The organism is Mycobacterium sp. DL592, from assembly GCF_011694515.1.
In the GTDB taxonomy this organism is placed as follows: Bacteria; Actinomycetota; Actinomycetes; order Mycobacteriales; family Mycobacteriaceae; genus Mycobacterium.
Genome location: NZ_CP050192.1, coordinates 1510733 through 1535054, shown reverse-complemented (window position 1 = coordinate 1535054; position 24322 = coordinate 1510733). Strand labels below are relative to the sequence as shown.

Genomic DNA, 24322 nt, shown 5'->3' with positions numbered 1-24322 from the left:
ACCAACAAGGAGCCCGCATGAGAACCACCACCCGCCGCATCGGCGTCGTCCTGGCCGCCTGTGCGGCACTCGTTGCCGGCTGTTCGAGTTCGACGAACTCCAGTGGCGGCAGTTCGACCGCTCCGCCCAAGATGGAACCGCTTGCGGCACTGGGCAACGGCGAAGGTCAGCTGAACCTCATCGCCTGGCCCGGGTACGCCGAGGACGGCTCCAACGACCCCAAGGTCGACTGGGTGCACCCATTCGAGGAGAAGACGGGCTGCAAGGTCAACATCAAGATCGGCAACACCTCCGACGAGATGGTGCAGCTGATGCGCACCGGCCAGTACGACGGCGTGTCCGCCTCGGGCGACGCCACGCTGCGGCTGATCTACGCCGGCGACGTCGCGCCCGTCAACACCAAGTTGGTGCCGAACTACGACACCATCTCCTCGTTCCTCAAGGACAAACCGTGGAACGCCGTGAACGGCCAGATGTACGGCATTCCGCACGGCTGGGGCGCCAACCTCCTGATGTATAACACCGACGTCGTCAAGAACGCCCCCGATTCGTGGGCCGCGGTGTTCCCCGGCGCCGAGCACAAGGGCAAGCTCACCGCCTACGACTCCCCCATCTACATCGCCGACGCCGCGCTGTACCTGTCGAAGACGAAACCCGAACTGGGGATCAAGGATCCGTACTCGCTGACCGAAGATCAGCTCAACGCGGCGGTGGACCTGCTCAAGGAGCAGCACGCCAACATCGGGGAATACTGGTCGGACTACACCAAGGCGGTGCAGGCCTTCGAGTCGGGCACCTCGGTGATCGGCACCAGCTGGCAGGTGATCGCCAACATGCTCACCAGTGACAACAAGGTCAAGATCGCCACCGTGCTGCCCAAGGAGGGCTCCACCGGCTGGTCGGACACCTGGATGGTGTCGTCGAAGGCCAAGAACCCGACCTGCATGTACAAGTGGATGGACTGGATCACCTCCCCGGAGATCAACGCCCAGGTCGCCGAATACTTCGGTGAGGCCCCGGCGCAGACCAAGGCCTGCGAGTTCACCAGCGACAAGAGCTTCTGCCAGACCTATCACGCCACTGACGCCGCCTATGCCGAGAAGATCAGCTACTGGACCACCCCGCAGAAGCAGTGCGTGGACGGCAGCGGCGACAACTGCACGGCCTACAGCGAGTGGGTCGACAAGTGGCAGCAGATCAAGGGTTGACCCACGAGGTGGGCCGACGGATCCGTCTCGCCTTCCTGCTCGTCCCACCCCTCGGGTGGCTGGTTGTCGCGTACCTGGGTTCGCTTGCGGTACTGCTTCTTTCAGCCTTCTGGAGCACCGACACCTTCACCGGTGCGGTGGTGCGCAGCTACACCAGTGACAACATCGTCCGGGTCCTCACCGACACGGTGTTCCGCACGGCCACGCTGCGCACGATCGGCATCGCGCTGACCGTCACCGTCATCTGTATCGTGCTCGCCGTCCCGCTGGCGCTCTACATGGCCAAGGTGGCCTCGCCGCGGGTTCGGCTGGCACTGGTGGTCGCGGTGACCACGCCGTTGTGGGCGAGTTATCTGGTCAAGGCCTACGCCTGGCGGATGCTGCTGTCCCCGGAGGGTCCGCTGCACTGGGCGGCGGGCTACACCCCGGGCTACGGGCTCATCGCGACGACGCTGACGCTGGCATACCTGTGGTTGCCCTACATGGTGATCCCGGTATTCGCCGCGTTCGAACGGGTGCCGAACGCGCTGATCGACGCCAGCTCGGATCTCGGCGCCCCGGACACCACGACACTGCGAACGGTTGTGGCGCCGTTGGTCTTCCCCGGCATCGCCGCCGGATCGATCTTCACGTTCTCGTTGTCGATGGGTGACTACATCGCCGTCACGATCGTCGGCGGCAAGACCCAGATGCTGGGCAACATCATCTACGGACAGCTCGTCACCGCGAACAATCAGCCGCTGGCCGCGGCGTTGTCGTTGATCCCGCTGACCGCGATCGTGCTCTACCTGTTGGCCATGCGGCGAACCGGTGCATTGGAGAACGTCTGATGCTCTCGGGTGCGATGCGCCGCTTGGTGCGCGGCTGGACCTGGATGGTTCTGGTGTTCCTCTACGCGCCACTGGTTCTGGTGGTGGTCAACGCCTTCAACTCCTCGAAGACGTTCGCCTTCCCGCCCACCGGGTTCACCGTGAAATGGTGGGCTGACGCCTGGGCCAGCAGCGGCATGTGGCACTCACTGGGCAACTCGGTGGTGGTCGGCCTGTGCGCGACGGCCATTGCGCTGGTGCTGGGAACGATGGCGGCCTTCGCGGTGCAGCGGTACAGCTTCTTCGGCAGGCAGACGATCAGTTTCCTTGTGGTACTGCCGATCACGCTGCCCGGCATCGTCACTGGTATCGCGCTGAATGCCACCTTCACCTCGGTGCTGGGGGTCATGCTGGGGCTGGCGACGGTGATCATCGGGCATGCGACGTTCTGCATCGTCATCGTGTTCAACAACACCCAGGCACGGCTGCGGAGGCTGGGCACCGGGCTGGAGAACGCCTCGGCCGATCTCGGTGCATCCACCTGGCAGACGTTCCGGTACGTGACGTTCCCCATGATGCGGGGCGCCCTGGTGGCGGGCGCGATCCTGGCCTTCGCGTTGAGCTTCGATGAGATCGTGGTGACGACCTTCACCGCGGGTCCCACCGTGCAGACCCTGCCGATCTGGATCTTCGGCAACCTGTTCCGACCCAACCAGGCGCCGGTGATCAACGTCGTCGCGGCAGCGCTGACCCTGATCGCGGTGATCCCGGTATGGCTGGCCCAACGATTCGGCGGCGACCCCGCCACCACGCGGGTGTAGCGGCTAGGAGGCTTCGTACTCCGCGACTTGCTGCGTCACATGCTTGTCGAACGTCGACTGCAGACGACTGAGCAGGGCGCGTTTGGTGATGTGCTCGATACCGTCGCGGTCCGAACCGGAGACCGCACCGCTGCGCAGCACCGCGACGGTCCGCAGCGCCAGATCGTCGATGACCTCTCCGGTGGTGTCAAGCACCTCGGTCATCACCGTCAGCCAATACTCGGGGTCGTCAGCCGTCGCCAGAGCGCGGGCGATCGCGGGGTCGGTGATCACCACCCGGCCGTCGACCACCCGGCCCAGTCCATACCGCACCGCACGCTGGGCGGCGGTGGTGAAAGCATCGAGGGCGACCTCACCCGCGGGCGCCACGGGCGGCACCCCGAGGACTTCCGAAAGATCCTGTCCCTGCCGGATACCGTCGATGAAGGTGGCGATGTGCACCGAGGTGAATCCCTTGGCCAGGAGCTGATTGATCACCTCGAGCTGAGCGAGATGGCGGTCGTCGTAGTAGGCCTCCCGGCCCTGCCTACGCGGCGGGTCCAGCAGACCCCGTTCCCGGTACGCGCGGATGTTGCGCGACGTGACTCCGGACACGCGCGCAAGGTCGGCGATTCGATACTCCGTCATGAGAGCAAAGAAGAGGCGATGTTTCGACAGGACAGCATTTCGAGATATTTCTACCACCTCATCTGCATAAATGCCACGCCGCTAGCTGTGAAACTGTCATGAATGTGCGATTTCAGCCAATAGCGACGCACCCTTGCTAACCGTGTATGCCCCGGTCACGGCAGGAATGGATTTGCATGGGCACGCGATGATGGGTGCGGACGTAGGCGGACACGAGCGACCGAGAGACGAGGGATTCAGTGCGGGCCTGGGTGGTGTGGTCGACGGGCCTGCTGGCCTACGTCGTGGCCGTCCTGGACCGGACCACCATGGGCGTCTCCGGCCTCGACGCCGCCCACCGCTTCTCGGCAAGCCCGGGCGTCCTGTCGACGTTCGTCGTACTGCAGGTCATCGTCTACGCCGGCGCGCAAATCCCCGCCGGCCTCTTACTGGACCGCTTCGGTTCCAAGGTGATGATCATGTCGGGTGCAGCCCTGATGGTGGCCGGCCAACTGACGCTGGCCTTCACCGAGTCGCTGCCCACCGCAATCGCCGCGCGGGCCGTCGTCGGCCTCGGTGACGCGTTCACGTTCATCTCGGTGCTGCGTCTTGTCCCGTACTGGTTCCCGCCGCGCCAGATACCCCTGGTCACTCAGTTGACGGGCTTGTCCGGCCAGCTCGGGCAGGTGCTGTCGGCGGTGCCGTTCCTCGGGCTGCTGATCGGGTCCGGCTGGACGACGGCGTACAGCTCGGTGGCCGCGCTCGGCGTGTTCTCGCTGGTGCTCACCCTGCTGCTGGTGCGCAACGCACCCAGCGGGGTCGAGGTCACCAAGCAGGTGACCGGGTTACGCGAGACCCTGGGCAGCGTCAAAACGGTGTGGATGCGGCCGGGAACCCGGCTGGGCTTTTTCACCCATATGGGCACCCAGTTCTCGGTCACGGTCTTCGCCCTCATGTGGGGGGTGCCGTATCTGACTGCAGCACAGGGACTTTCCCGCAGCGCGGCCGGGACGTTACTGATCATCTCGGTGGTATCAGCCATCGTGTCGGGGATCGTCATCGGCATCTTCACCGGCCGCGCGCCGCACCGTCGCTCGTGGGTGGTGCTGGGCATCATCGTCTCCAACGCCGCGATCTGGACCGTCGTGCTGACATTGCCCACCCCCACCCCGCACTGGCTGCTGGTGGTGCTGATCGTGGTGATCTCGGTGGGCGGGCCGGGCTCAATGGTCGGCTTCGACTTTGCGCGCACCTTCAACCCCCAGCCCACCCTGGGCACCGCGCAGGGCGCGGTCAACGTCGGCGGCTTCCTGGCCTCACTGCTGGTGATGCAGGCGATGGGTCTGATCATCGGCGCGACGGGCGGCTACTCGTTCGAGTCGTTCCGGTTGGCGTGGTGCGTGCAGTACGTGGTGTGGGTGGTGGCCGTGGTCGGCATCCTGGTCACCCGCAAGAAAGCGCGTCGCACGATCGGCGATATCGAGGAGAGTAAGTACCTGCTGGAGTTCTTCTCAGACTCCGAACTGCAGCCGGCGACGCGTCGCTAGTCAACGATTGCCGCTGACGTGAGCAACACACATATTCAAAATATGACGTTAATTATGAGATTCTCAGCATTTCGTTGACGTAGTCCAACAAACAAGCTTATGGTTCGAGTATCAATTTTTGACTGATTAAATCGATCAGCTGCCGTCGGAAATTGCAATATCAAGTAGGACGGCTCCAGTGACAGTTTACGTAAAGCCAGGATTTAACGGGCACGTTGTGCCTGCGGCCCAGCGGCGATTCTCGCCCCTATAACTGATCACGGCCATGACCTCGCACCAGGCGGCACACGCCCGGTAGCGGCTTCCGCGAGTTCTTTCGCGGCCATCAGGGTGACACTCGAGGCCCGTTCCCATTTTTGCGGCCGGCCCGCGGTCAGCCCCTCAACGCTTCGCGTTTGAAAAAATCCGGGCGTGAATTCAAGTGATGTCTCTCCACATCACTCTCTAAATCGATGCCAAGTTTTTTGGCAACCCCTTGAAAAGGAAATAGAAAAATGAGAAATTACCTCTACCCGTGCGCGACTGGAATCGCTGTGGCCGGCGCGGGTGTCGCGTTGGCCTTCGGAGCCGGTGCCGCGCAGGCAGCACCTGCGCTCGCCCCGCCGCTCTCACCATCGTCGAGTCTTGAGTCGACGAGCTCGCTGCAGTGCCTGATGTTGGCCGGCTGCTCGACCGCCAACAGCGCCAGCGCACTGCCGGTCGGCCTGGTCACACCCACGCCGACCGCACTGGCGGTCGCGGCACTCAGCCCCGCCGCCATGAACCAAGCCCTCTACAACGTCATCGGATTCGTCGGGCAGATACCGATCATCAACATCTTCATCGCCAACGGCACCAATGGTGCGGCTGGCTCAGGCGTCAATGGCGGTAATGCCGGGCTGCTGATCGGTTTCGGCGGTCTAGGAGGATCCGGAGCGGCCGGATTGGCCGGCGGCAACGGCGGTAACGGTGGGCTGTTCATCGGCGGTGGTGGCGACGGCGGAGTCGGCGGGACCGGCGCGGCGGGCGGTAACGGCGGCAACGCCGGCGCATTGGCTCTGTTCGGGCAGGGCGGCAACGGTGGGACCGGCGGAGCCGGTACTGCAGGTACGGCGGGCACAACGGGTTCGGGCACAGCCGCGAACGGCGTAACCGGGTCGACGGGCACGACGATCGGGACGACCGGGCTCGACGGTGTGAACCCGACGCCGAGCGGCCCCGCAGGCATTCCCGGCACGGCTGGGACGACCGACACCGTCACTGGTGGTAACGGCACGGCCGGTACCGATGGCAACAACGGCGGAGCGGGCGGGGCGGGCGGCGCAGTCGCCGGCACAGCGCTCGTCGCGACCGGCGGTAACGGAGCAGCGGGCGGTAACGGAACACCAGGCGCCAACGGTGGCGAAGGTGGCGCAGGCGGTACCTCGGCGACCACAGCGGCCGGCGGCGTGGCGATCGGCGGCAACGGCGCCAACGGCGGCAACGGCGGAACCGGCAACACCGATGGCGGGGCAGGCGGAGCCGGCGGGGCAGCAGTCAGTGTTGGCGGTGGCGCGACCGGCGGCAACGGCGGCAACGGCGGCAACGGCGGCACCGGCGCAGGAGGTCAAGCCGGCGGCACCGGAAGCGCAGGTGGAGCCGGAACCAATGGCGCCAACGCCACCAACGTCGGCGGCAACGGCACCGCAGGCGGAACCGCGGGCGCCGGCGGTAACGGCGGCACCGGCGGACTACTCGGTAGCGGTGGCGCTGCGGGTGACGGCGGCACCGGCGGCACCGGTGGGGCCGGCGGAACCGGCCAGGCAGGCGGCAACGGCGGCACTGGCGGTACAGGCGCAGCAGGCGGCACTGGCGGCAATGGTGTCGCAGGCGGTAATGGAGGCGTCGGCGGAGCCGGCGGATCCGGCACCGGGGCTGGTGGAACCGGCGTCGGAGGTACCGGCGGAACCGGTGGTTCAGGCGCCAGTGGTGGCGCGGCAGGTACCGGTGGTGCAGGCGGCACCGGCGGTGCCGGTGGAACCGGTGGAACCGGTGCCGCGGGCGGAACCGGCGGAACCGGCGGAACCGGCGGAGTAGCCGGCACTCCCGGGGGTGGCGGTCTGCTCGGGCGTACCGGACACACCGGCACCGCTGGAAGCAATGGCGCCACCGGCGGCAACGGAGCAACCGGAGCAACCGGAACCACGGGTACGGCGGGTAACACCGGCGCTACCGGCAGTAGCGGCACTGCCGGTGCCCACGGCACAAACGGTGCCCACGGCGCTCCCGGAGCATCGTCATAACCGGAGCGACACTGCCCCAGTAGGGGCTAACAGTTAGAACAATCGGGGCGTCGGCTTAGGCCGGCGCCCCGATTGCGTCGCTGACCGGCTCCGAGACGTCGCCGGTAACGCCCGCGGTCCCGGTGTCGATATCCCAGTCAGCCCCGTGCTGCCGAGCCACCGACTCCTCGGCAGCCCGGGCTTTTTTCTAGAACAGCTTTGCCCAGGACAGAATCCCGAGGCTGTCCGCGAAGTTCGCCAGCGCCGTGAGGCCACTGCCGATGACGACGGCCGTGGCGCGGTCGAAACCGATGCCCGCGATGGCGGTGCCGTTGTTGCCCACGACGGCAGCGAAGTTGTGGTTGCCCGATGTTCCGTTCGCCCCGCCTGCGATGGGCCCGTATCCGTACGGCGTGACGGCACCGTCACCATTGTTGCTGCCCAGCTGGACGGCGACGTTGCCGTTGCCCTGGCCGGCTTGGGCTCCTCCGCCGAACTGCTGGGAGGTTCCGCTGTTGGTGTTGTTCCCGATCGTGATCGCGAGATTGCCGTTTCCGTAGAAGGCTCCTGCTCCGCTGGCCGAACCGGTGTTGTTGCCGAAGTTGACGGCGGTGTTGAAGTTTCCGGTGAAAGCCAATGCGCCGAGCAGGAATCCACTGTTGTCGCCGATGTCGATGGCGGTGTTGAAGTTGCCGAGAGTGGCGGCGGCACCGTTGAGGCTGCCGGTGTTGTTGCCGATGTCGACAGCGAGGTCGAAGTTACCGACTCCATCATTGCCGAGGCCGTCCTTACCACCGGCACCGGCGGTGCTGTTACCGCCAGCGGCCAGCGCGACATTGAAAATGCCACCAACCGCATAGGCGGTGCTGTTGGGTCCGATCGCGATGGCGATACTCCAGTCGCCCGCGACGGCCGTGGCACTGCCGGACTGAATCAGCGTGTGCCCGAACAGGGCGACAGCCACGTCCGGTCCGCTACTCACCGAAAAAGCATGTGGCACAAACGCATTAGTTGAATTCGATACCGTCGAACTCCCGACCGCAGAAGCCGGACGGCGCTGCGATGCAGCAGCCGGGGTCGCGTGAACACTGCCGTGCCGTGCGGACTCCGCGCCGTGCGCCCCGCCGGCCCGCGCTGTCGACCCGGTGGCCTTCGGCGACGACGAATGGGAGTCGCCGCCGGCGGTATCCGCATGCGCCACTCCGGATCCGCTCGCCAGCGCAGCACCGACACCGAGCGTCAGAGCACCGGCCCCCAACCACATCTGTACCCCGCCGCAACGCCGCGCGGTGCGCGCCTTCTCGACAGGGTGTGCGCTCTCGGCGACGGACTCGGTCATGATCGGACTCCTTCTGGTTGGTGCGCCGAGGCGCTGAATTGGTAGTCGCTCAACGGAAATCGTCGGCTGCGCCAATAGACCTCGACGGTGCTGGCGGGACGCAGCGGGACATCACCGTGTTTGTCGAAGTAGTAGCTGTTGGACAGCCGACAGCTGTCCTGCCAGAAGATCTGGCGGCGCCGCTTGCGCAGCATCTCGGCAAAGAAGCGGTCATTGGCCTCCCCGGTCACCTCGACGCGGGTAGACCGCATGCGCCGGGCACGCTTCAAACACCGCACGATGTGGTGGGTCTGGGCTTCGATCAACGTGAAGTACGACGAACCGACGAAGCCGTACGGCCCGAAAACCGTGAAGAAGTTGGGGAAGCCCGGCATGCTGACACCCTCGTAGGCCTGCAGCCGGCTGGTGTTCCAGAACTGCGCGAGGGGCCGGCCGCCGACGCCGGTCACGGGATAGGTCGGCAACTCGTCAGGATCGAGGACCTTGAACCCGGTGGCCAGGATCAACACGTCGATGTCACGGCAGCGGCCGTCGGCGGTGACGACAGCCGAGCCGGTGATCTTGTCGATGGGTTCGGTGACCAGTTCGACGTTGTCGCGGTTGAACGTCGACAGATAGGTGTTGTGGAATGCCGGGCGCTTACAGCCCACGGCATAATTCGGCGTGAGCTGAGCGCGGACCGCCGGGTCTTTGACCTGGCGCCGCAGGTAGGCCTTGCCCGCCTCCGCCATGTGCTTGACGGTGGGATTGACCGTGAAGTAATGCGTCACCAGCGGGAAGGTCAGTTCGACGTAGGCCTGACTGATCAGCCGCTGGATCGACTTCACCCCGGGTATCCGCATCGCCAACCGCTGGCGGGCCGTGAGCGGTCGGTCGGCTTTGGGGAAGCACCAGATGGGGGTGCGCTGAAAGACGGTGAGCTGGTCGACGACGGGAGCGATTTCGGGGATCAGCTGCACCGCTGATGCGCCGGTTCCGATGACCGCCACCCGTTTGCCCGCCAGATTCTGACTGTGATCCCAGCGCGCGGTGTGGATGGTCACCCCGGCGAACGAGTCGACGCCGTCGATATCGGGCAGATTGGGCGTGGTCAGGATTCCGCTGCCGTTGATGAGGAACCTGCTGGTGAGGGTCGCGCCGGAGTCGGTCTCGACGCGCCACACGTCGTTGTCCTCGTCGAATGTCGCGGCACGCACCACGGTGTTGAACGCAATCCTGGGACGCAACCCGTACTTGTCGACGCAGTGCTCGGCGTAGGCCCGCAGCTCGCGGCCCGGAGCGTAGGTGCGCGACCACTGGGAACTCTGCTCGAAGGAGAACTGATACGAGAACGACGGGATGTCCACCGCAATGCCCGGATAGGTGTTCCAGTACCAGGTGCCGCCCACGCCGTCGGCGGCCTCGAGGATCCGGTAGTCACGCAGGCCCGCCTTGTCGAGCGCGATGGCAGCGCCGACCCCCGAAAACCCGGCCCCGACGATCAGCACATCATGGTCAGGCTTCATCGCGGCGACGCTAGCAGTCGAAAGTGCCACGGCGACAGCGCAATCGACGTATGGAGGTGCCGTTTGTCCCGCAAAGACAAGAAAAAGTCGCCGCAGGTCAACAGAGCGGGCCGGTTCGATGTCGCGGTCGCCGGTAAGAATCGATCGCGCCTTAATACCTTGACATCTCCACGGCGTCGGCTGACTGTCTCCACATGTACGTGATTCGGGGAGCGGCTCTGACCGGGTACGTGGGCCTCGTCCGTCAGCTCGGCGGCGATCCGGAGTCCTTGCTGCGCGACGTCGGCATCTCGCCCGACCACGCCGGGGACGCCGGCGTGGTGTTGCCTGCGGCCGGTGTCGTGGGCGCCATCGAGTCCGCAGCGGTTGCCACCCAGACCGCTGATTTCGGCCGTCAGCTCGCGGACCGCAACGCTGCCGAGATCGTCGGCCCACTGGTGGTTGCGGCACGGTCGGCCACCACGGCGGCCGACGGGCTCGCTGTTCTGAGCAGGTTCACCGCGGCGCACTGCAACGGAATCTCCCTCGACCTCATGCCGGGCCCGCACGCTGACCTGGAATTCCTGGCAGTCAATGTGGTGCGGGATCCGGCGCATCCTCAGCACCACTCGATCGAAGGCTCGCTGACCGTCGCGTTCCGCGTCCTGCAGGCTGTCATGGGCCAGGACTTCTCCCCCCGCACAGTGCACATCCCGCACCCGCCGTTGACCCCGGCCAGGGATTACGAACGGTTCTTCGGCTGCCGGGTGCTCTTCGGCCAGCCGGTGCCGGGGTTCGTGTTCACCTCGGCCGACCTGATGCGCCCGACAAGTCCCGACGCCCTCGTTCACGACACTGCTGTGCGCTACCTGTCGATGCTCACCGACAAGCCCGCGTTCAGCGCAGTGCAGACCGTCAGCGATGTCCTGCGCGCGATGCTTCCGCTCGGGACGCCACGGATAACCGCGGTGGCGCGTCATTTCAACGTCCATCCCAAAACGCTGCAACGCCAACTCGCGGCGGAGGGCACGACGTTCGCCGACGTGCTCGACCAGCTTCGGCGGGAGACCGCCGCGCGGCACCTCAGCGACACCACCATCTCCCTCGGCGGTGTTGCCCGCCAGCTCGGCTACGCCGATCAGAGCGTGTTGACCAGAGCCTGCCTTCGATGGTTCGGCTTGACTCCGAGTCAGTACCGCGACCGGCACCGGCGCCACGCCGGATGACGCGCCTGGTCCTCGCCCCGCCGCGCCGATAAGCCCACCGAGCAGGGACTTCCGGCCCTGCCCGCGACCGGCCGAGGGCCGCAGACTGGGATGAGGGCAGACGGAAGGCCGGCGATGACGCACCACTTGACGACGCTGGACGCGGGGTTCCTGCAACTGGAAGACGCCGACGAACACGTCAGCCTGGCCATCGGGGGAGCCGCCATCCTGGCCGGGCCCGTTCCGGACTTCGCGGATCTGCTCGACACCATCGGGGCGCGATGCCTGGCCGACCCGCGGAGCACTCAGGTGCTGCGGACCCACCCGTTCGATCTGGCCGCACCGGAGTGGGTGGACGACCCGACCTTCGACCTGAGCCGGCACGTGCGCCGCACGGCGCTGCCGGCCCCGGGTGACGACGCGGCCTTGCACGCCGAGATCGCTACGATCATGGAGCGACGACTCGACCGGCATCGTCCGCTGTGGGAATGCTGGGTGATCGAAGGACTGGCGCGCAACCGCTGGGCGCTGCTGGTCAAGGTGCACCATGCGCTGGCCGACGGGATCGCCGCGTCTAACCTGCTCATCGGCTTGTGCGACGACACCGGTGTGGCCAGCTTCGCCAGCTCCATCGGCGCCGCCCAGCATCCGGACCGCCGGGCGTCGCTGCCGGCGCCCAGCCTCAATCCGATTGACTGGATCCAGGATTCGATCGCGCTGAGCCGTAGCGTCGGCAAGGTCGCGCTGCGGGCAGCCGGGGGCACCGCCGGGCTGGCCGTCGGCCTGCTGCGGCCCGCGTCGCGGTCGTCGTTCAACGGTCCGGTAGGCGACCTGCGCCGCTACGGTTCGGCGACCGTGTCCATCCACGACGTCGAACGGATCGCGCATACCTTTGGGGTCACGATCAACGACGTCGCACTGGCGGCCGTCGCCGACAGCTATCGAACTGCGCTGCTGCGGCGCGGAATACAGCCGCGCGCGGATTCGCTGCGCACCCTGGTGCCGGTGTCGGTGCGCGGTGCCGACGCGATGGACGTCTCCGACAACCGGGTGTCGCTGATGTTGCCGCTGCTGCCCGTCGACATGGCCGATCCGTTGCGGCGGCTGCGTACCGTGCACGCCCGCCTGACGGCGGCCAAGTCCAGTGGCCAACGCCAAGCTGGCAGCCTGCTGGTGTGGGCGAGCAACCTGGTGCCGTTTCCGGTGACGGCATGGACTGTGCGGCTGCTCTCCCGGCTGCCGCAACGCTCCGTCGTCACGGTGGTGACCAACGTGCCCGGCCCGCGTACCCCACTGACAGTCATGGGCCACAAGGTGATTCGGCTATTGCCGATACCGCCGATCGCGGCCGGCTTCCGCACCGGTATCGCCATCTTCAGCTATGCCGACGAACTGACGTTCGGGCTGCTCGTCGATTTCGACGCCGCCCCGGACATCGACGAGCTGGCCCGCGGCCTCGAGCGCGGCGTCGATCGGCTGATCCGGTTGGCCGACACCCGGGGCCGCCGCAAGGGCAAAGGTGGCCTGCGGCTGTTGTCCAACGCCTGACTAGCCGCGGCCGGACCTCGCCGATTCCAGCAACAGCCTGCGCTCGGCTGCCGCCACGTTGCGCCGGGTGCGCGCAGCCACGTCGGGAGTGACCGAGATCGACGTGATGCCCATGCGGACAAGGTGCTCGGCGAAGTCGGGCCTGCTCGACGGCGCCTGACCGCACAGTGACGCGGTGACACCCAGCCGCCGGGCCGTGGTGATGATCTGACCGATGGCGTCCAGGACGGCACCGTCGGATTCGTCGTAGAGTTCGGCGCACAGGTCGGAATCGCGGTCCACACCGAGCATCAGCTGGGTCAGGTCGTTGCTGCCGATGGACACCCCGTCGATACCCAGACCGACGTATTCGGGCAGCCAGTACACCACCGAGGGCACCTCGGCCATCACCCAGCGGTGCAGGCCGCGCTGGCGGCCCAGCGGGCTGGCGTCGACCAACTCGAGGCAGCGCTCCAGTTCCCACTTGGTCCGGACGAACGGAATCATCAAGTGCAGGTTGGGATTCTGCTCCCGGACCCGGGCCAGTGCCTGAAGTTCCAGACCGAACAGGTCGGGGTTGCTGACGTAGCGGTAGCAGCCCCGGTATCCGATCATCGGGTTGTGCTCTTCGGGTTCGTAGAGGTCGCCGCCCTTGAGGTTGTGGAACTCGTTGGTCCGGAAGTCCGACGCCCGGTAGACCACCGGGCGCGGTGCGAACGCGGAGGCGATCCGGCCGACGGCGGTGGCCAGGGAATCGACGAGGCTGTCCTGCTCGCCGTGCGCGATCAGGTCGCGCGGATGCCGGTTCTGCAGTGCGTCTTCGAGGATCAGCTCCGCGCGCAGCAGGCCGACACCGTCGACGTCGAGTTCGGCGGCCTGCTCGGCCTTGTCCGGCATGGCCACGTTGACGTAGATCTTGGTGGCGGTGACCTCGACGGCAGCTGCCGGCGCCGGTGCTGCCGCCGGCGCGGTCTGCGCACCGCCGACCGCCGCCCGCCCGGCCAGCACCCGGCCGTGGGTGCCGTCGACGGTGACCACGGTGCCGTCCTTGAGGTCCCGGGTCGCGGTGCGGGCGCCGACGATGCAGGGCACCCCGAGTTCACGGGCGACGATGGCTGCGTGGCAGGTCATTCCGCCGGTGTCGGTCACCAACGCCGACGCGCGGCGCATCGTGGGCAGCCAGTCCGGGTTGGTCATCTGGGCGACGAGCACCTCACCGTCCTGCAGGCGGCCGCCGTCCTTGACGTCGGCCAGCACGCGCACGATGCCGGATGCCTCGCCGGGGACGGCGGGCAGGCCCTGCAGCAACACCTCGTGGGTCTCCGGGACCGGCTTGCCGACGCGATGCAGGGTGGTGATCGGGCGGGTCTGAACAATCCAGGTCTTGCCGCCGGCGATGGCCCACTCGGTGTCCTGCGGGCAACCGGCGTGCCGCTCGCTGCGGACGGCGATGTCGGCGATGGTGCGTACCTCGTCGTCGTTGAGGACCTGAGCCTGCGCCTCCGCCTCACTGAGGTCGATGTTCTGGTCGGTGCCGTCAGCGCCGCGGACGATCTTGAACTGCTTGTAACCGATTCGGCGGGAGAGGATTTCACCGGTCTCCTTGGACACCACGTAGGTGTCGGGCTCGACCGAGCCGGAAACCACCACCTCGCCCTGCCCGAAAGCGCCCTCCACGACCACCCGGTCGGTGGCATCGGTGGTGGGGTCGGCGGTGAATGCCACCCCGGATCGCTCCGAGGCGATCATCTGCTGGACGACCACCGCCATTGCCGGGTCGGCGGAGAAGCCCCGGCTGGCGCGGTAGGCGACCACCCGGGCGCCGAACAGTGATGCCCAGCACCGCTGCACGGCGTCGATCAACTCGTGCTCACCGGAGATGTTGGTGAACGTCGCGTTCATCCCCGCGAACGACGCGTCGGCGCCGTCCTCGCCGGTGGCCGAAGACCGCACGGCGACATTGATATTCGTGCCCATCTTGCGATAGGCGGTCAGGATTCTGTCCCGCACCGCATCAGGTATGCCCGCCTTGAGCACCAGCGCCTGCATGCGCTGGCACAGGTCGTCGAATGTGGTCGGATCACCAGATCGCAGAATCGCCTCGCGGTGGGCGGTGTTGAGATCGTCGGCCACCCCGGCGGCCGCCATCGATTCCAGGTAGCTGTCGCGCAGGACCACGAATCCGGGCGGCACCGGCAGCCCCGCGGCCACCATCTCCCCCATGTTCGCGCCCTTGCCGCCGGCTACCTCGGCGTCGGGCATTCCCAGGTCGGCAATGTCTTCGACGTAACGGCTCGGCATCGGGTTCCTCCAGTGATCGGTCTTCTCAAACGGTGTTGCGGCAGCCCTCGCGCGCCTCGGCGACGGATTCGGCCAGCGGCCGGGTGGTGTCGATTCGGTGGGCTCCGGGCCAGGTCTGGTCGGCCCGTTCGGCCAGCGCGGTGGCGATCTCGGGGGTCACCTGTGAGGTCGTCCCGGTGCGGTCCTGGATGCGCTTGGTCGCGGCTTCCGGTGATGCGACACAAGCGATCTCGACCAGCCGAGCCGCCGCCTCCTGTGCCACCTGGCGAGCACGGTCGCGGTGGGCCGGGTCCAGCCAGGTGCCGTCGACGATGACGGTGCGGCCCTCACACAGGCTCAGGTGAGCACGCCGCAGCACTGCCTCGTAGACCGCGTCGACGTTCGCACGGGTGTACAGACCCTCGTCGAGAGTTCCCGGCTCGCCGGTGAGTTCACCGCTGCGGACCAGCTCAGCGCGCACGTCGTCCGTGGAGACGACTTGGGCGCCAAGGCTTTCGGCCAGCGCACGGGCCAGTGTCGTCTTGCCTGTTCCCGGGCCGCCACCGACCATGACCAGACGGACCGCACCGGCCCGCAACCGGTCCCGGGCGATCTCGAGGTGCCGGACGGCGTCGGCTGCCGCATCGGCCACCCCCTGGCCGTGGCGTACACAATCCACCTTGGCCCGCACCACCGCGCGGTAGGCGATGTAAAAGTCACGCAGCGCGGCGGGGGCGTCGTCGTCGGCCAGGCGGGCATAGGTCTGCAGGAAGTGTTCACCGAGGTCGGGCCGGCCCAGGAACTCCAGGTCCATCGCCAGGAACGCGGCGTCGTCGATGGCGTCGACAAAGCGCAGCTGGTCGTCGAACTCCAGGCAATCCAGCAGTTCCGGGCCGCCGTCGAGGCAGAAGATGTCGTCGGCGAGCAGGTCGGCGTGGCCGTCGACGATCCGCCGCGCTGCGATACGGCTGGCGAACAGCACCGCGCGTCCGGCGATGAAGTCAATTGCCAGTCGGCGGATTTCGGCCACCGCATCCGGGTCGAGCCCGGGCACCAACCCGTCGGCGTAGCGTTCGAGCTCGCCGAGGTTCTCCTGCCAGCGCGCAGTGACGGCATCCACCCGGGACTCGGCGTCAACGTCGCGGCCCCGCGCGGCGCTGTCGTGGAAGCGGGACAGCACCAGCGCCACCGCTGTCAGCTCATCGGTGACGGGTTGACCGCTGCGCACCAAGGTGGCCAGCCGCGTCTCGTCGGGGTGGCGGCGCATCACGATGACCGGCTCGGGCATGCCGCCCGGCGCGGCGAAATGGGCGATTCCCAGATAGCTGTTCGGGGCCAGCCGGCTGTTGAGGGCCAGCTCGCGCGCGCAGGCGGTCTCGCGGCGGTCCAGGGTGGAGAAGTCGAGAAAGTCGGTGGCGACGGGCTTCTTGACCTTGTAGGCGCGGTCGCCGACCAGGAAGACCAGACCGGTGTGGGTCTCGGCGACCCGCGGGCGCAACTCGCCGTCGAAGGGTGCAGGTGCGGCGGAGTTCGTCGGTACCGATCCCATGTCACGATCCTCACCCGTCAGGCCCGATCCGCCCAGAGTCCAAAGACCCTCGCCGCTCGGCCCGCAAAACCGGTGACTTAGGGCCCCTTTCGCGGGGACCGCGGCGACCTATCGTTGAGACGAGAACAGAAGGCGGTGTTGGCCGTGGCGAGATCAGCGCTCGATCCCCAGGTAGTGGCGAACGTGGTGGAGTTGGCCTGCCGTGCGCCCTCGGTGCACAACAGCCAACCGTGGCATTGGGTGGCCGAGGGCCCCGAGCTCAGGTTGTTCGTCGAGCCGCACCGGATACCGCATGCCACCGATGTCTCGGGCCGCGAGGCGATCATCAGCTGCGGTGCGGTCCTGGACCACCTGCGGGTGGCTGCCGCGGCCGCCGGTGCCATCGCCGTGGTCGACCGGTTCCCGAACCCCAATGACCTCGACCACCTGGCCACCATCTCCTTTGCCGCAGCCGAACTCGTCACCGACGCGCACCGGGCCCGGGCCGACGCGATCCTCGACCGCCACACCGACCGACTGCCGTTCGCCCCGCCGCCGAACTGGGCCGCGTTCGAACCGGTGCTGCGCAGCACGATCGATTCCGACAAGGCGGTGCTGCACGTCCTGCCCGCACAGGCGCGCGCCGATCTGGCCGAGGCGTCCCGGCTGACCGAGTCGCTGCGTCGCTACGACAGCTCCTATCACGCCGAATTGCAATGGTGGACAGCGCCTTACGAGGTCTCCGACGGCGTGCCCTACAGCAGCCTGGTGTCGGTGTCCGAGCGGGAGCGCGTCGACATCGCCCGCGTGTTCCCGGCGGGCGAGCATCCCGACCGCAGACCCGAAGTCGACCACGACCAATCCACCATCCTGGTGCTCTCGACATACGGCGACACCCGCCGCGACGCACTGGGCTGCGGCGAGGTGCTCTCCGATGTCCTCTTGGAAGCCACCCTGGCCGGGTTGGCCACGTGCCCGCTGAGCCACATGACCGAACTCGAGGCCAGCCGCAACATCATCCGCGCCCTCATCGGTGGCGGCTACGACCCGCAGCTGCTGATCCGGGTGGGACTGGTGCCCTCGATCGCCTCGGTACCGCCCGCCACACCGCGCCGTCCGCTGGCCGACGTGCTCGAGATCCGCGGCTGAGCGGCCCTCAACCGAGGACTTCGGTCCCTACCGGCAGGTCATCGCAGGTGGTCGGATCGAGAGGTAGCTAGGGGGCGATATGACACGGTCCACGGGAATCCGCCGCCACCGACCGCGCCGGGTGTTCAAAGACCGGCACGAGGCCGGGCAGGTGCTGGCCGGATTGCTGCACGCCTACCGCGGCCGTCCGGATGTGGTGGTGCTCGGTCTGGCCCGCGGCGGCGTTCCGGTTGCTTACGAAGTGGCCCGGTCGTTGGGCGCGCCGCTGGATGCGTTCATTGTGCGCAAGCTCGGCGCGCCAGGGCACGAGGAGTTCGCCGTCGGAGCGCTGGCCAGCGGCGGTCGCGTGGTCGTCAATGACGACGTGCTGCGGGGCCTGCAGGTCAGCCCGGAGCAGTTGCGCGAGATCGCCGAACGCGAGGGCCGCGAGCTGGCCCGCCGTGAAGCGGCCTACCGGCAGGGCCGGCCACCACTGCCGGTGACCGGCAAGACGGTCATCCTCGTCGACGACGGTCTTGCGACCGGGTCGAGCATGCTGGCGGCGGTGCAGGCGTTGCGCGAATCCGAGCCCGCCGAGATCGTCGTCGCGGTGCCCGCCGCACCCGAGTCCACCTGTCGGGAGTTCGCCGGCATCGTCGAGGACGTGGTGTGCGCATCGATGCCGACACCGTTTCTGGCCGTCGGTGAGTCGTTCTGGGATTTCACCCAGGTCTCCGACGACGAGGTCCGCGACCTGCTGTCGCGCCCCACGGCGGGGGTTGCGATGCCACCGGCCGCGCCGAGTCCGGCCGAGCTGGTAGCCCATGCCGCGATCGACGCACCGGGCGGTGTTCCCCCTGCCGACGTGCTCGACGACCTGATCGGTGACGCCCGGGTGGTGCTGATCGGCGAGAGTTCCCACGGCACCCACGAGTTCTACGAAGCCCGTGCCGAGATCACCAAATGGCTGATCACCGAGAAGGGCTTCAATGCTGTTGCCGCCGAGGCAGATTGGCCGGATGCCTACCGGGTCAACCGCTATGTCCGCGGCCTGGGCGAGGACCGGACGCCCGAGGAGGCGTTGCGGGGTTTCCAGCGCTTCCCGGCCTGGATGTGGCGCAACACCGTGGTGCGCGACTTCGTCGGATGGCTGCGCTGGCACAACGGCCGCTGCGCCGCCGACGACAGGCGCCAGACCGGCTTCTACGGGCTGGATCTCTACAGCCTGCACCGTTCGATGCAGGAGGTCATCGCCTACCTCGAGACCGTCGACCCGAAAGCTGCCCAGCGTGCCAGGAGCCGCTACGCCTGCTTCGACCACTCCTCGGGTGACGACGGCCAGGCCTACGGCTACGCCGCGGCCTTCGGGGCAGGGCCGAGCTGCGAACGGCAGGCCGTCGAACAGTTGGTGGAACTCCAGCGAAACACCGTGCAATACCTCAGTTCCGACGGGCCGCTGGCGCAGGACGAACTGTTCTACGCCCAGCAGAACGCCGTGACCGTGCGCAATGCCGAGGCCTACTACCGCGGCATGTTCAGCAGGCGGGTCACGTCGTGGAACATGCGCGACAAGCACATGGGCCAGACCCTCAACGCGCTGCTGGCCCATCTCGACGCGCACAGCACAGGACAGCCGGCCCGGATCGTGGTGTGGGCACACAACTCTCATGTCGGCGACGCCCGCGCCACCGAAGTTTCCGCAGACGGCCAGCTGACCGTGGGCCAACTGGCCCGCGAACACTACGGCAAGGACTGCCGACTGATCGGGTTGTCCACCTACAGCGGCACGGTCACCGCTGCCAGCGACTGGGGTGGCATCGCCGAGCGCAAGGTGGTACGCCCCGCGCTGGCCGGCAGCATCGAAGAACTACTGCATGGGGCCGGGCGGCCGTCGTTCGTCCTGCCGATGCATGACCGGTCCCCCGCCGCGGCGGCGCTGGACGCGGTCCGCCTCGCCCGCGCGATCGGGGTGATCTATCTGCCGCAGACCGAACGCCAGAGCCACTACTTCCACGTCCGCCCGTCGGACCAATTCGACGCGATGATCCACATCGACCACACCCGTGCACTGGAACCACTCGAACCGACCAGCATCTGGATCGCCGGGGAAACCCCGGAGACCTATCCGAGCGGTCTGTAAACCGAAAGGGTTGTCGTTGAACGAACCTGCCGTCACCGGACATCGCATCGTCACCTTGACGATGAACCCGGCGCTCGACATCACCACCAGTACCGACGTGGTGCACTCGACCGACAAACTGCGCTGCGCGGCCGCCCGTTACGACCCGGGCGGGGGTGGCATCAATGTCGCCCACGTCGCCGACGTACTCGGCGCATCGGCCACCGCGATCTTCCCGGCGGGCGGACCGGCCGGCGAGATGGTCGACAAGCTGCTGGTCGCCGAGGGCCTGCCCGTACACCGCATCAAGATCGGCGGCTCCACCCGGGAGAGCATCACCGTCAACGAGCGATCCACCGACAAGCAGTACCGGTTCGTTCTGCCGGGGCCGGAGCTGACGCTGGCCGAGCAGACCGAATGCCTGCTGCAGGTGCGCCGCGCAGCGGCGTCGGCGTCGATCGTCGTGGCCAGCGGCAGCCTGCCACCCGGGGTGCCGCCCGACTTCTACCAACAGGTGGCCAATGTGTGCGCCGACATCGGGGCGGTGTTCATCCTGGACACCTCCGGCGGGCTCACCCACGTCAAATCCGGGGTGTTCCTGCTCAAGCCCAGCGTGCGGGAGCTGCGGGAGTGCGTCGGGGCGCCACTGGCCAACGAGGCCGACCAGCTGGCAGCGGCCCGCGGGCTGATCGAGCAGGGTTGCGCCGAGTATGTGCTGGTGTCCCGCGGCGACCAGGGCGCGCTGCTCGCGACCCGCCACGGCGGGCAACGATTCGCCCCGGTAGAGGTGCCCGCGGGCAGCGGTGTCGGCGCCGGTGACGCGATGGTGGCCGGCGTGGCCGTCGGGCTTACCCGGGGCTGGCCGCTGACCAAGTCGATCCGGCTCGGCATCGCGGCCGGGGCCGCGAGCCTGCTCACTCCCGGTACCGCGCCGTGCACCCGGGAGGACACCGAGCGGCTGTTCGAGCAGAGCGACCACCCCGTCGACATCGAACTGGTCAGCGGCTGATCGGCGGGTGAGGTTACGTTCGAGGCGAAATCCGAGGACTTTCTGCTCTCAGAGCGGCCACGCGGCAGCGATAACGTCGGCACAATAGAAGTGCCACCCCTGGGGGGAGTCCCAAGAAATGCCCGAATCCAGCACAGCCCCGTCGGTCGTCGTCGGCGTCGACGGATCGCGAGGAGCGCTGCGGGCCGCACTGTGGGCCGTCGACGAGGCACTCAGCCGTGACATCCCGCTGCGCCTGATCGCTGCGATCAGCCCACACGATGCCGACCCCGACGAGGACGCCCGGCTGCTTGCCGGCGCCGAATCAGCCACCCAGCACGCGGCCAACGCCGTCGAGGCGACCGAGCGGCCGGTCAAGATCGAGGTCGAAATCCTGCGCGGCAAGCCGACGGCCACCCTGGTCGAAGCCTCGCGGACCGCGGCGATGATCTGCGTGGGCGCGGTCGGGATCAAACACTTCGACCACAACCGGATCGGTTCGACCGCGGTCTCCCTGGTCAGCTCCGCGCACTGCCCGGTGGCCATCGTCCGCGGCTCGGACCGCGCCGCACCACCGAAACCGGGCTGGATCGTCGTCGACCTCGACGAAACACCGGACAGCGCGGCGGTGCTGGCGTGCGGTGTCGAAGAGGCACGGCTGCGCGGCGCCTCGTTGCGGGTGCTCGGCTCGTGGCAGTCGCGCTACACCGATGTCCACGACACCCACGCGGTGGCCGACGGCAACCGGATGGTGCGCGCCCAGCTGGACCGGCGGATCACCCGGTGGAAGCACCGCTACCCCGACCTGGACGTCAAACCGGTCGCCGTGCACGGCAGCGTGCTGAACTACCTGGCCAAGCACGGGCCCGACATCCAGCTCGTGGTGGTCGGTGCCCGCAACGCCGAGAGCATCGAGGAACTGCTGGGACCGACGGGCTCGGCGGCCCTGCACAACACCGATTGCTCAGTACTGGTCGCCGACCGGCAACGCTTGTTGTGACAATCCGGGCCTATCTGCGGATATCGTTGCCGTAAGGGGTGCGGAATCCGTGCCGCGCCCTGCGCCGACCCGGAAGGCACACCATGGTCAAGGTGTTTCTCGTCGACGACCACGAAGTCGTCCGCCGTGGTCTGATCGACCTGCTCGGCGCCGACCCTGAACTGGACGTCATCGGCGAGGCCGGTTCCGTGGCGCAGGCGCTGGCCCAGATCCCGGCGCTGCGACCCGACGTGGCGGTGCTCGACGTGCGGCTGCCTGACGGCAACGGCATCGAACTGTGCCGCGACCTGCTTTCCAAGATGCCCGACCTGCGCTGCCTGATGCTGACGTCCTTCACCTCCGACGAGGCGATGCTCGACGCCATCCTGGCCGGCGCCAGCGGATACGTGGTCAAGGACATCAAAGGTATGGAGCTGGCCAAGGCGATCAAGGACGTCGGGGCCGGACGGTCGCTGCTGGACAACCGCGCGGCGGCGGCGCTGATGGCCAAACTGCGCGGCGCGGCCGAGCGCTCCGACCCACTGTCCGGGCTGACCGAACAGGAGCGGGTGCTGCTCGGCCTGCTCGGTGAGGGCCTGACCAACAAGCAGATCGCCGCCCGGATGTTCCTGGCCGAGAAGACCGTCAAGAACTACGTGTCGCGGCTGCTGGCCAAGCTGGGAATGGAGCGTCGCACGCAGGCCGCGGTGTTCGTCTCCAAGCTCGGCCAGGGCCATCACGCCGAAGACTGAACCCGCCGGTAACTATCTGGCACGATGGCTCCTGTGACCGACCACGTCGGCTCGGAGGGGGACCACGCAGCTGCACCGCCGCTGCGCGACACTCTGTCCCAGCTGCGGCTCCGAGAGCTGCTCGTCGAGGTCCAGGACCGGGTGGAGCAGATCGTGCGGGGCCGGGACCGGCTCGACGGCCTGGTCGAAGCCATGCTGATGGTGACCTCCGGACTCGAGCTCGACGTCACCCTGAAAACCATCGTGGAGACCGCGATCGACCTGGTCGACGCGCGCTACGGCGCGCTCGGCGTGCGCGGCCAGGACCACGAGCTGGTCGAGTTCATCTACGACGGCATCGACGCGCAGACCCGCACGACGATCGGGCCGCTACCCTCGGGCCGCGGCGTACTGGGCCATCTGATCGACGAGCCCAAGCCCATTCGCCTCGACAACATCCTGCAGCACCCGGCCTCGGTCGGCTTTCCGCCGAACCACCCGCCGATGCGGACCTTCCTGGGTGTGCCGGTGCGCATCCGCGACGAGGTGTTCGGCAACCTCTATCTGACCGAGAAGGCCGACGGGCAGCCGTTCAGCGAGGACGACGAGGTTCTGGTCGAGGCGCTGGCCGCCGCGGCGGGTATCGCGATCTCGAACGCCCGGCTCTACGAGGAGTCCCGGGTGCGCCAGTCCTGGATCGAGGCGACCCGCGACATCGGGACCCAGCTGCTGGGCGGCGCCGACCCAGCGCAGGTGTTCCGGCTGATCGCCGACGAGGCGCTCGAATTGACCGCGGCCGACGCGGTTCTGGTCGCGGTGCCGACCGACAGCGAGCTGCCGGTCTCGAAGGTCACCGAACTCGTCATCGTCGAGACCGCAGGCGCAGCGGGCCCCGCCGGACGTGCCAAGCCGATCCCGGTGACCGGCACGGTGATCGGGGCCGCCTTCGCCGGGCGTGCTGCCCGCCACCTCGACGCCCTCGACGACGGGCTCGACGTCATGCCGGACGCCGGCCCGGCCTTGGTGCTGCCGCTGCGCACCACCGAGACCGTGGCAGGCGTGCTGGTGATCCTGCGCCGCCGCGGCGCCCGCCGGTTCACCGACGAGCAGCGCGACATGATGGCGGCGTTCGCCGATCAAGCCACGCTGGCCTGGCAACTGGCCAGCACACAGCGGCACCTACGCGAACTCGACGTACTTTCCGACCGGGACCGCATCGCCCGCGACCTGCACGACCATGTCATCCAGCGGTTGTTCGCACTCGGGCTGACGATGCAGGGCACCATTCCGCGTGCACACTCGGCCGAGGTGCGGCACCGACTGACGGACGCCGTCGACGAGTTGCAGGACGTGATCCAGGAGATCCGCACGGCGATCTTCGACCTGCACGGCGGTGCGGTGGGGACGACCCGGCTCCGCCAGCGCCTCGATGAGGCCATCGGTGCGTTCGCCGGTGCGGGCCCGCGAACGACGGTGCAGTACATCGGTCCGCTGTCGGTGGTCGAGGCCGAGTTGGCCGACCATGCCGAAGCGGTGGTCCGCGAGGCGGTCAGCAATGCAGTGCGCCACGCGGACGCCCGGACCCTGGCGGTCACGGTGCGGGTCGAGGACGAGTTGCAGATCGAGGTGGTCGACGACGGGTGCGGCATGCCTGCCGACGTCACCGCCAGTGGGCTGACGAATCTGCGGCGTCGGGCCGCCGACGTCGGCGGTGCGTTCAGCGTCGGCGCCGGGCCGGACGGCGGCACGGTGCTGCGTTGGAGCGCGCCGCTGCCCTGAGCCC

General features: G+C 67.8%; 18 protein-coding genes. 13 read left to right on the top strand and 5 right to left on the bottom strand.

Annotated features, from left to right (window positions below; translation table 11 throughout):
• The first annotated feature begins 17 nt into the window (after nt 1–17).
• From HBE64_RS07440 to HBE64_RS07430, 3 genes are read left to right on the top strand one after another with little or no spacing between them, the layout of a single operon-like run.
• Nucleotides 18–1208: an ABC transporter substrate-binding protein gene (locus HBE64_RS07440; protein ID WP_167099783.1), complete on the top strand. Its 1191-nt coding sequence runs from the start codon at nt 18–20 to the stop codon at nt 1206–1208.
• On the top strand, nt 1187–2038 hold the full coding sequence (locus HBE64_RS07435; RefSeq protein ID WP_167099780.1) for an ABC transporter permease: 852 nt from the start codon (nt 1187–1189) through the stop codon (nt 2036–2038). Before HBE64_RS07440 ends, HBE64_RS07435 begins: the two co-directional genes overlap by 22 nt.
• Nucleotides 2038–2838: an ABC transporter permease gene (locus HBE64_RS07430; RefSeq protein WP_167099777.1), complete on the top strand. Its 801-nt coding sequence runs from the start codon at nt 2038–2040 to the stop codon at nt 2836–2838. The genes HBE64_RS07435 and HBE64_RS07430 overlap by 1 nt, the downstream gene beginning before the upstream one ends.
• Before the next feature lie 3 nt (nt 2839–2841).
• Here the strand turns inward: HBE64_RS07430 and HBE64_RS07425 are convergent, their stop codons facing one another.
• Nucleotides 2842–3465, bottom strand: a complete 624-nt coding sequence (locus tag HBE64_RS07425; protein WP_167099774.1) for a MerR family transcriptional regulator — start codon at nt 3463–3465, stop codon at nt 2842–2844.
• A 239-nt stretch (nt 3466–3704) separates the two neighbouring features.
• Between HBE64_RS07425 and HBE64_RS07420 the strand changes: the two genes are divergently transcribed.
• Nucleotides 3705–4991, top strand: a complete 1287-nt coding sequence (locus HBE64_RS07420) for a nitrate/nitrite transporter (RefSeq protein WP_167099771.1) — start codon at nt 3705–3707, stop codon at nt 4989–4991.
• A 494-nt stretch (nt 4992–5485) separates the two neighbouring features.
• Nucleotides 5486–7252, top strand: coding sequence for a PE family protein (locus HBE64_RS24650; RefSeq protein WP_243841726.1), 1767 nt, complete (start codon nt 5486–5488; stop codon nt 7250–7252).
• A gap of 187 nt (nt 7253–7439) precedes the next feature.
• On the opposite strand, the gene HBE64_RS07410 is transcribed toward HBE64_RS24650, so the two are convergent.
• Nucleotides 7440–8570, bottom strand: coding sequence for a hypothetical protein (locus HBE64_RS07410; protein WP_167099767.1), 1131 nt, complete (start codon nt 8568–8570; stop codon nt 7440–7442).
• Entirely contained in the window at nt 8567–10075 is a 1509-nt protein-coding gene (locus HBE64_RS07405) for an NAD(P)/FAD-dependent oxidoreductase (protein ID WP_167099764.1), read from the bottom strand. The genes HBE64_RS07410 and HBE64_RS07405 overlap by 4 nt, the downstream gene beginning before the upstream one ends.
• Before the next feature lie 194 nt (nt 10076–10269).
• Here HBE64_RS07405 and HBE64_RS07400 point away from each other — a divergent pair, with 194 nt between their 5' ends.
• Together HBE64_RS07400 and HBE64_RS07395 are read left to right on the top strand one after the other, a co-directional pair.
• Entirely contained in the window at nt 10270–11280 is a 1011-nt protein-coding gene (locus HBE64_RS07400; protein ID WP_167099761.1) for an AraC family transcriptional regulator, read from the top strand.
• 114 nt (nt 11281–11394) lie between these two features.
• Nucleotides 11395–12807: a wax ester/triacylglycerol synthase family O-acyltransferase gene (locus tag HBE64_RS07395; RefSeq protein WP_167099758.1), complete on the top strand. Its 1413-nt coding sequence runs from the start codon at nt 11395–11397 to the stop codon at nt 12805–12807.
• On the opposite strand, the gene ppsA is transcribed toward HBE64_RS07395, so the two are convergent.
• Both ppsA and HBE64_RS07385 read right to left on the bottom strand, forming a co-directional pair.
• A complete protein-coding gene (ppsA, locus tag HBE64_RS07390; protein WP_167099755.1) occupies nt 12808–15087 on the bottom strand; it encodes a phosphoenolpyruvate synthase in 2280 nt (759 codons plus the stop codon).
• A 25-nt stretch (nt 15088–15112) separates the two neighbouring features.
• A complete protein-coding gene (locus tag HBE64_RS07385; RefSeq protein WP_167099751.1) occupies nt 15113–16615 on the bottom strand; it encodes an AAA family ATPase in 1503 nt (500 codons plus the stop codon).
• A 144-nt stretch (nt 16616–16759) separates the two neighbouring features.
• Between HBE64_RS07385 and HBE64_RS07380 the strand changes: the two genes are divergently transcribed.
• The 6 genes from HBE64_RS07380 (at nt 16760) to HBE64_RS07355 (ending at nt 24318) form a co-directional block, all read left to right on the top strand.
• Complete coding sequence (locus tag HBE64_RS07380) at nt 16760–17743, top strand: NAD(P)H nitroreductase (protein ID WP_167099748.1); 984 nt, start codon at nt 16760–16762, stop codon at nt 17741–17743.
• 79 nt (nt 17744–17822) lie between these two features.
• Nucleotides 17823–19862: an erythromycin esterase family protein gene (locus HBE64_RS07375; RefSeq protein WP_208300581.1), complete on the top strand. Its 2040-nt coding sequence runs from the start codon at nt 17823–17825 to the stop codon at nt 19860–19862.
• Between the two features lie 16 nt (nt 19863–19878).
• Nucleotides 19879–20850, top strand: a complete 972-nt coding sequence (locus HBE64_RS07370; RefSeq protein ID WP_371744111.1) for a 1-phosphofructokinase family hexose kinase — start codon at nt 19879–19881, stop codon at nt 20848–20850.
• A 118-nt stretch (nt 20851–20968) separates the two neighbouring features.
• Nucleotides 20969–21829, top strand: coding sequence for a universal stress protein (locus HBE64_RS07365; RefSeq protein ID WP_167099745.1), 861 nt, complete (start codon nt 20969–20971; stop codon nt 21827–21829).
• Nucleotides 21830–21912: 83 nt separating this feature from the next.
• Nucleotides 21913–22560, top strand: a complete 648-nt coding sequence (locus tag HBE64_RS07360; RefSeq protein WP_167099741.1) for a response regulator transcription factor — start codon at nt 21913–21915, stop codon at nt 22558–22560.
• A gap of 24 nt (nt 22561–22584) precedes the next feature.
• The gene (locus tag HBE64_RS07355; protein WP_167099738.1) at nt 22585–24318 is read left to right on the top strand and encodes a GAF domain-containing protein; all 1734 of its coding nucleotides are present in this window, start codon (nt 22585–22587) and stop codon (nt 24316–24318) included.
• The last annotated feature ends 4 nt before the right edge of the window (nt 24319–24322 follow it).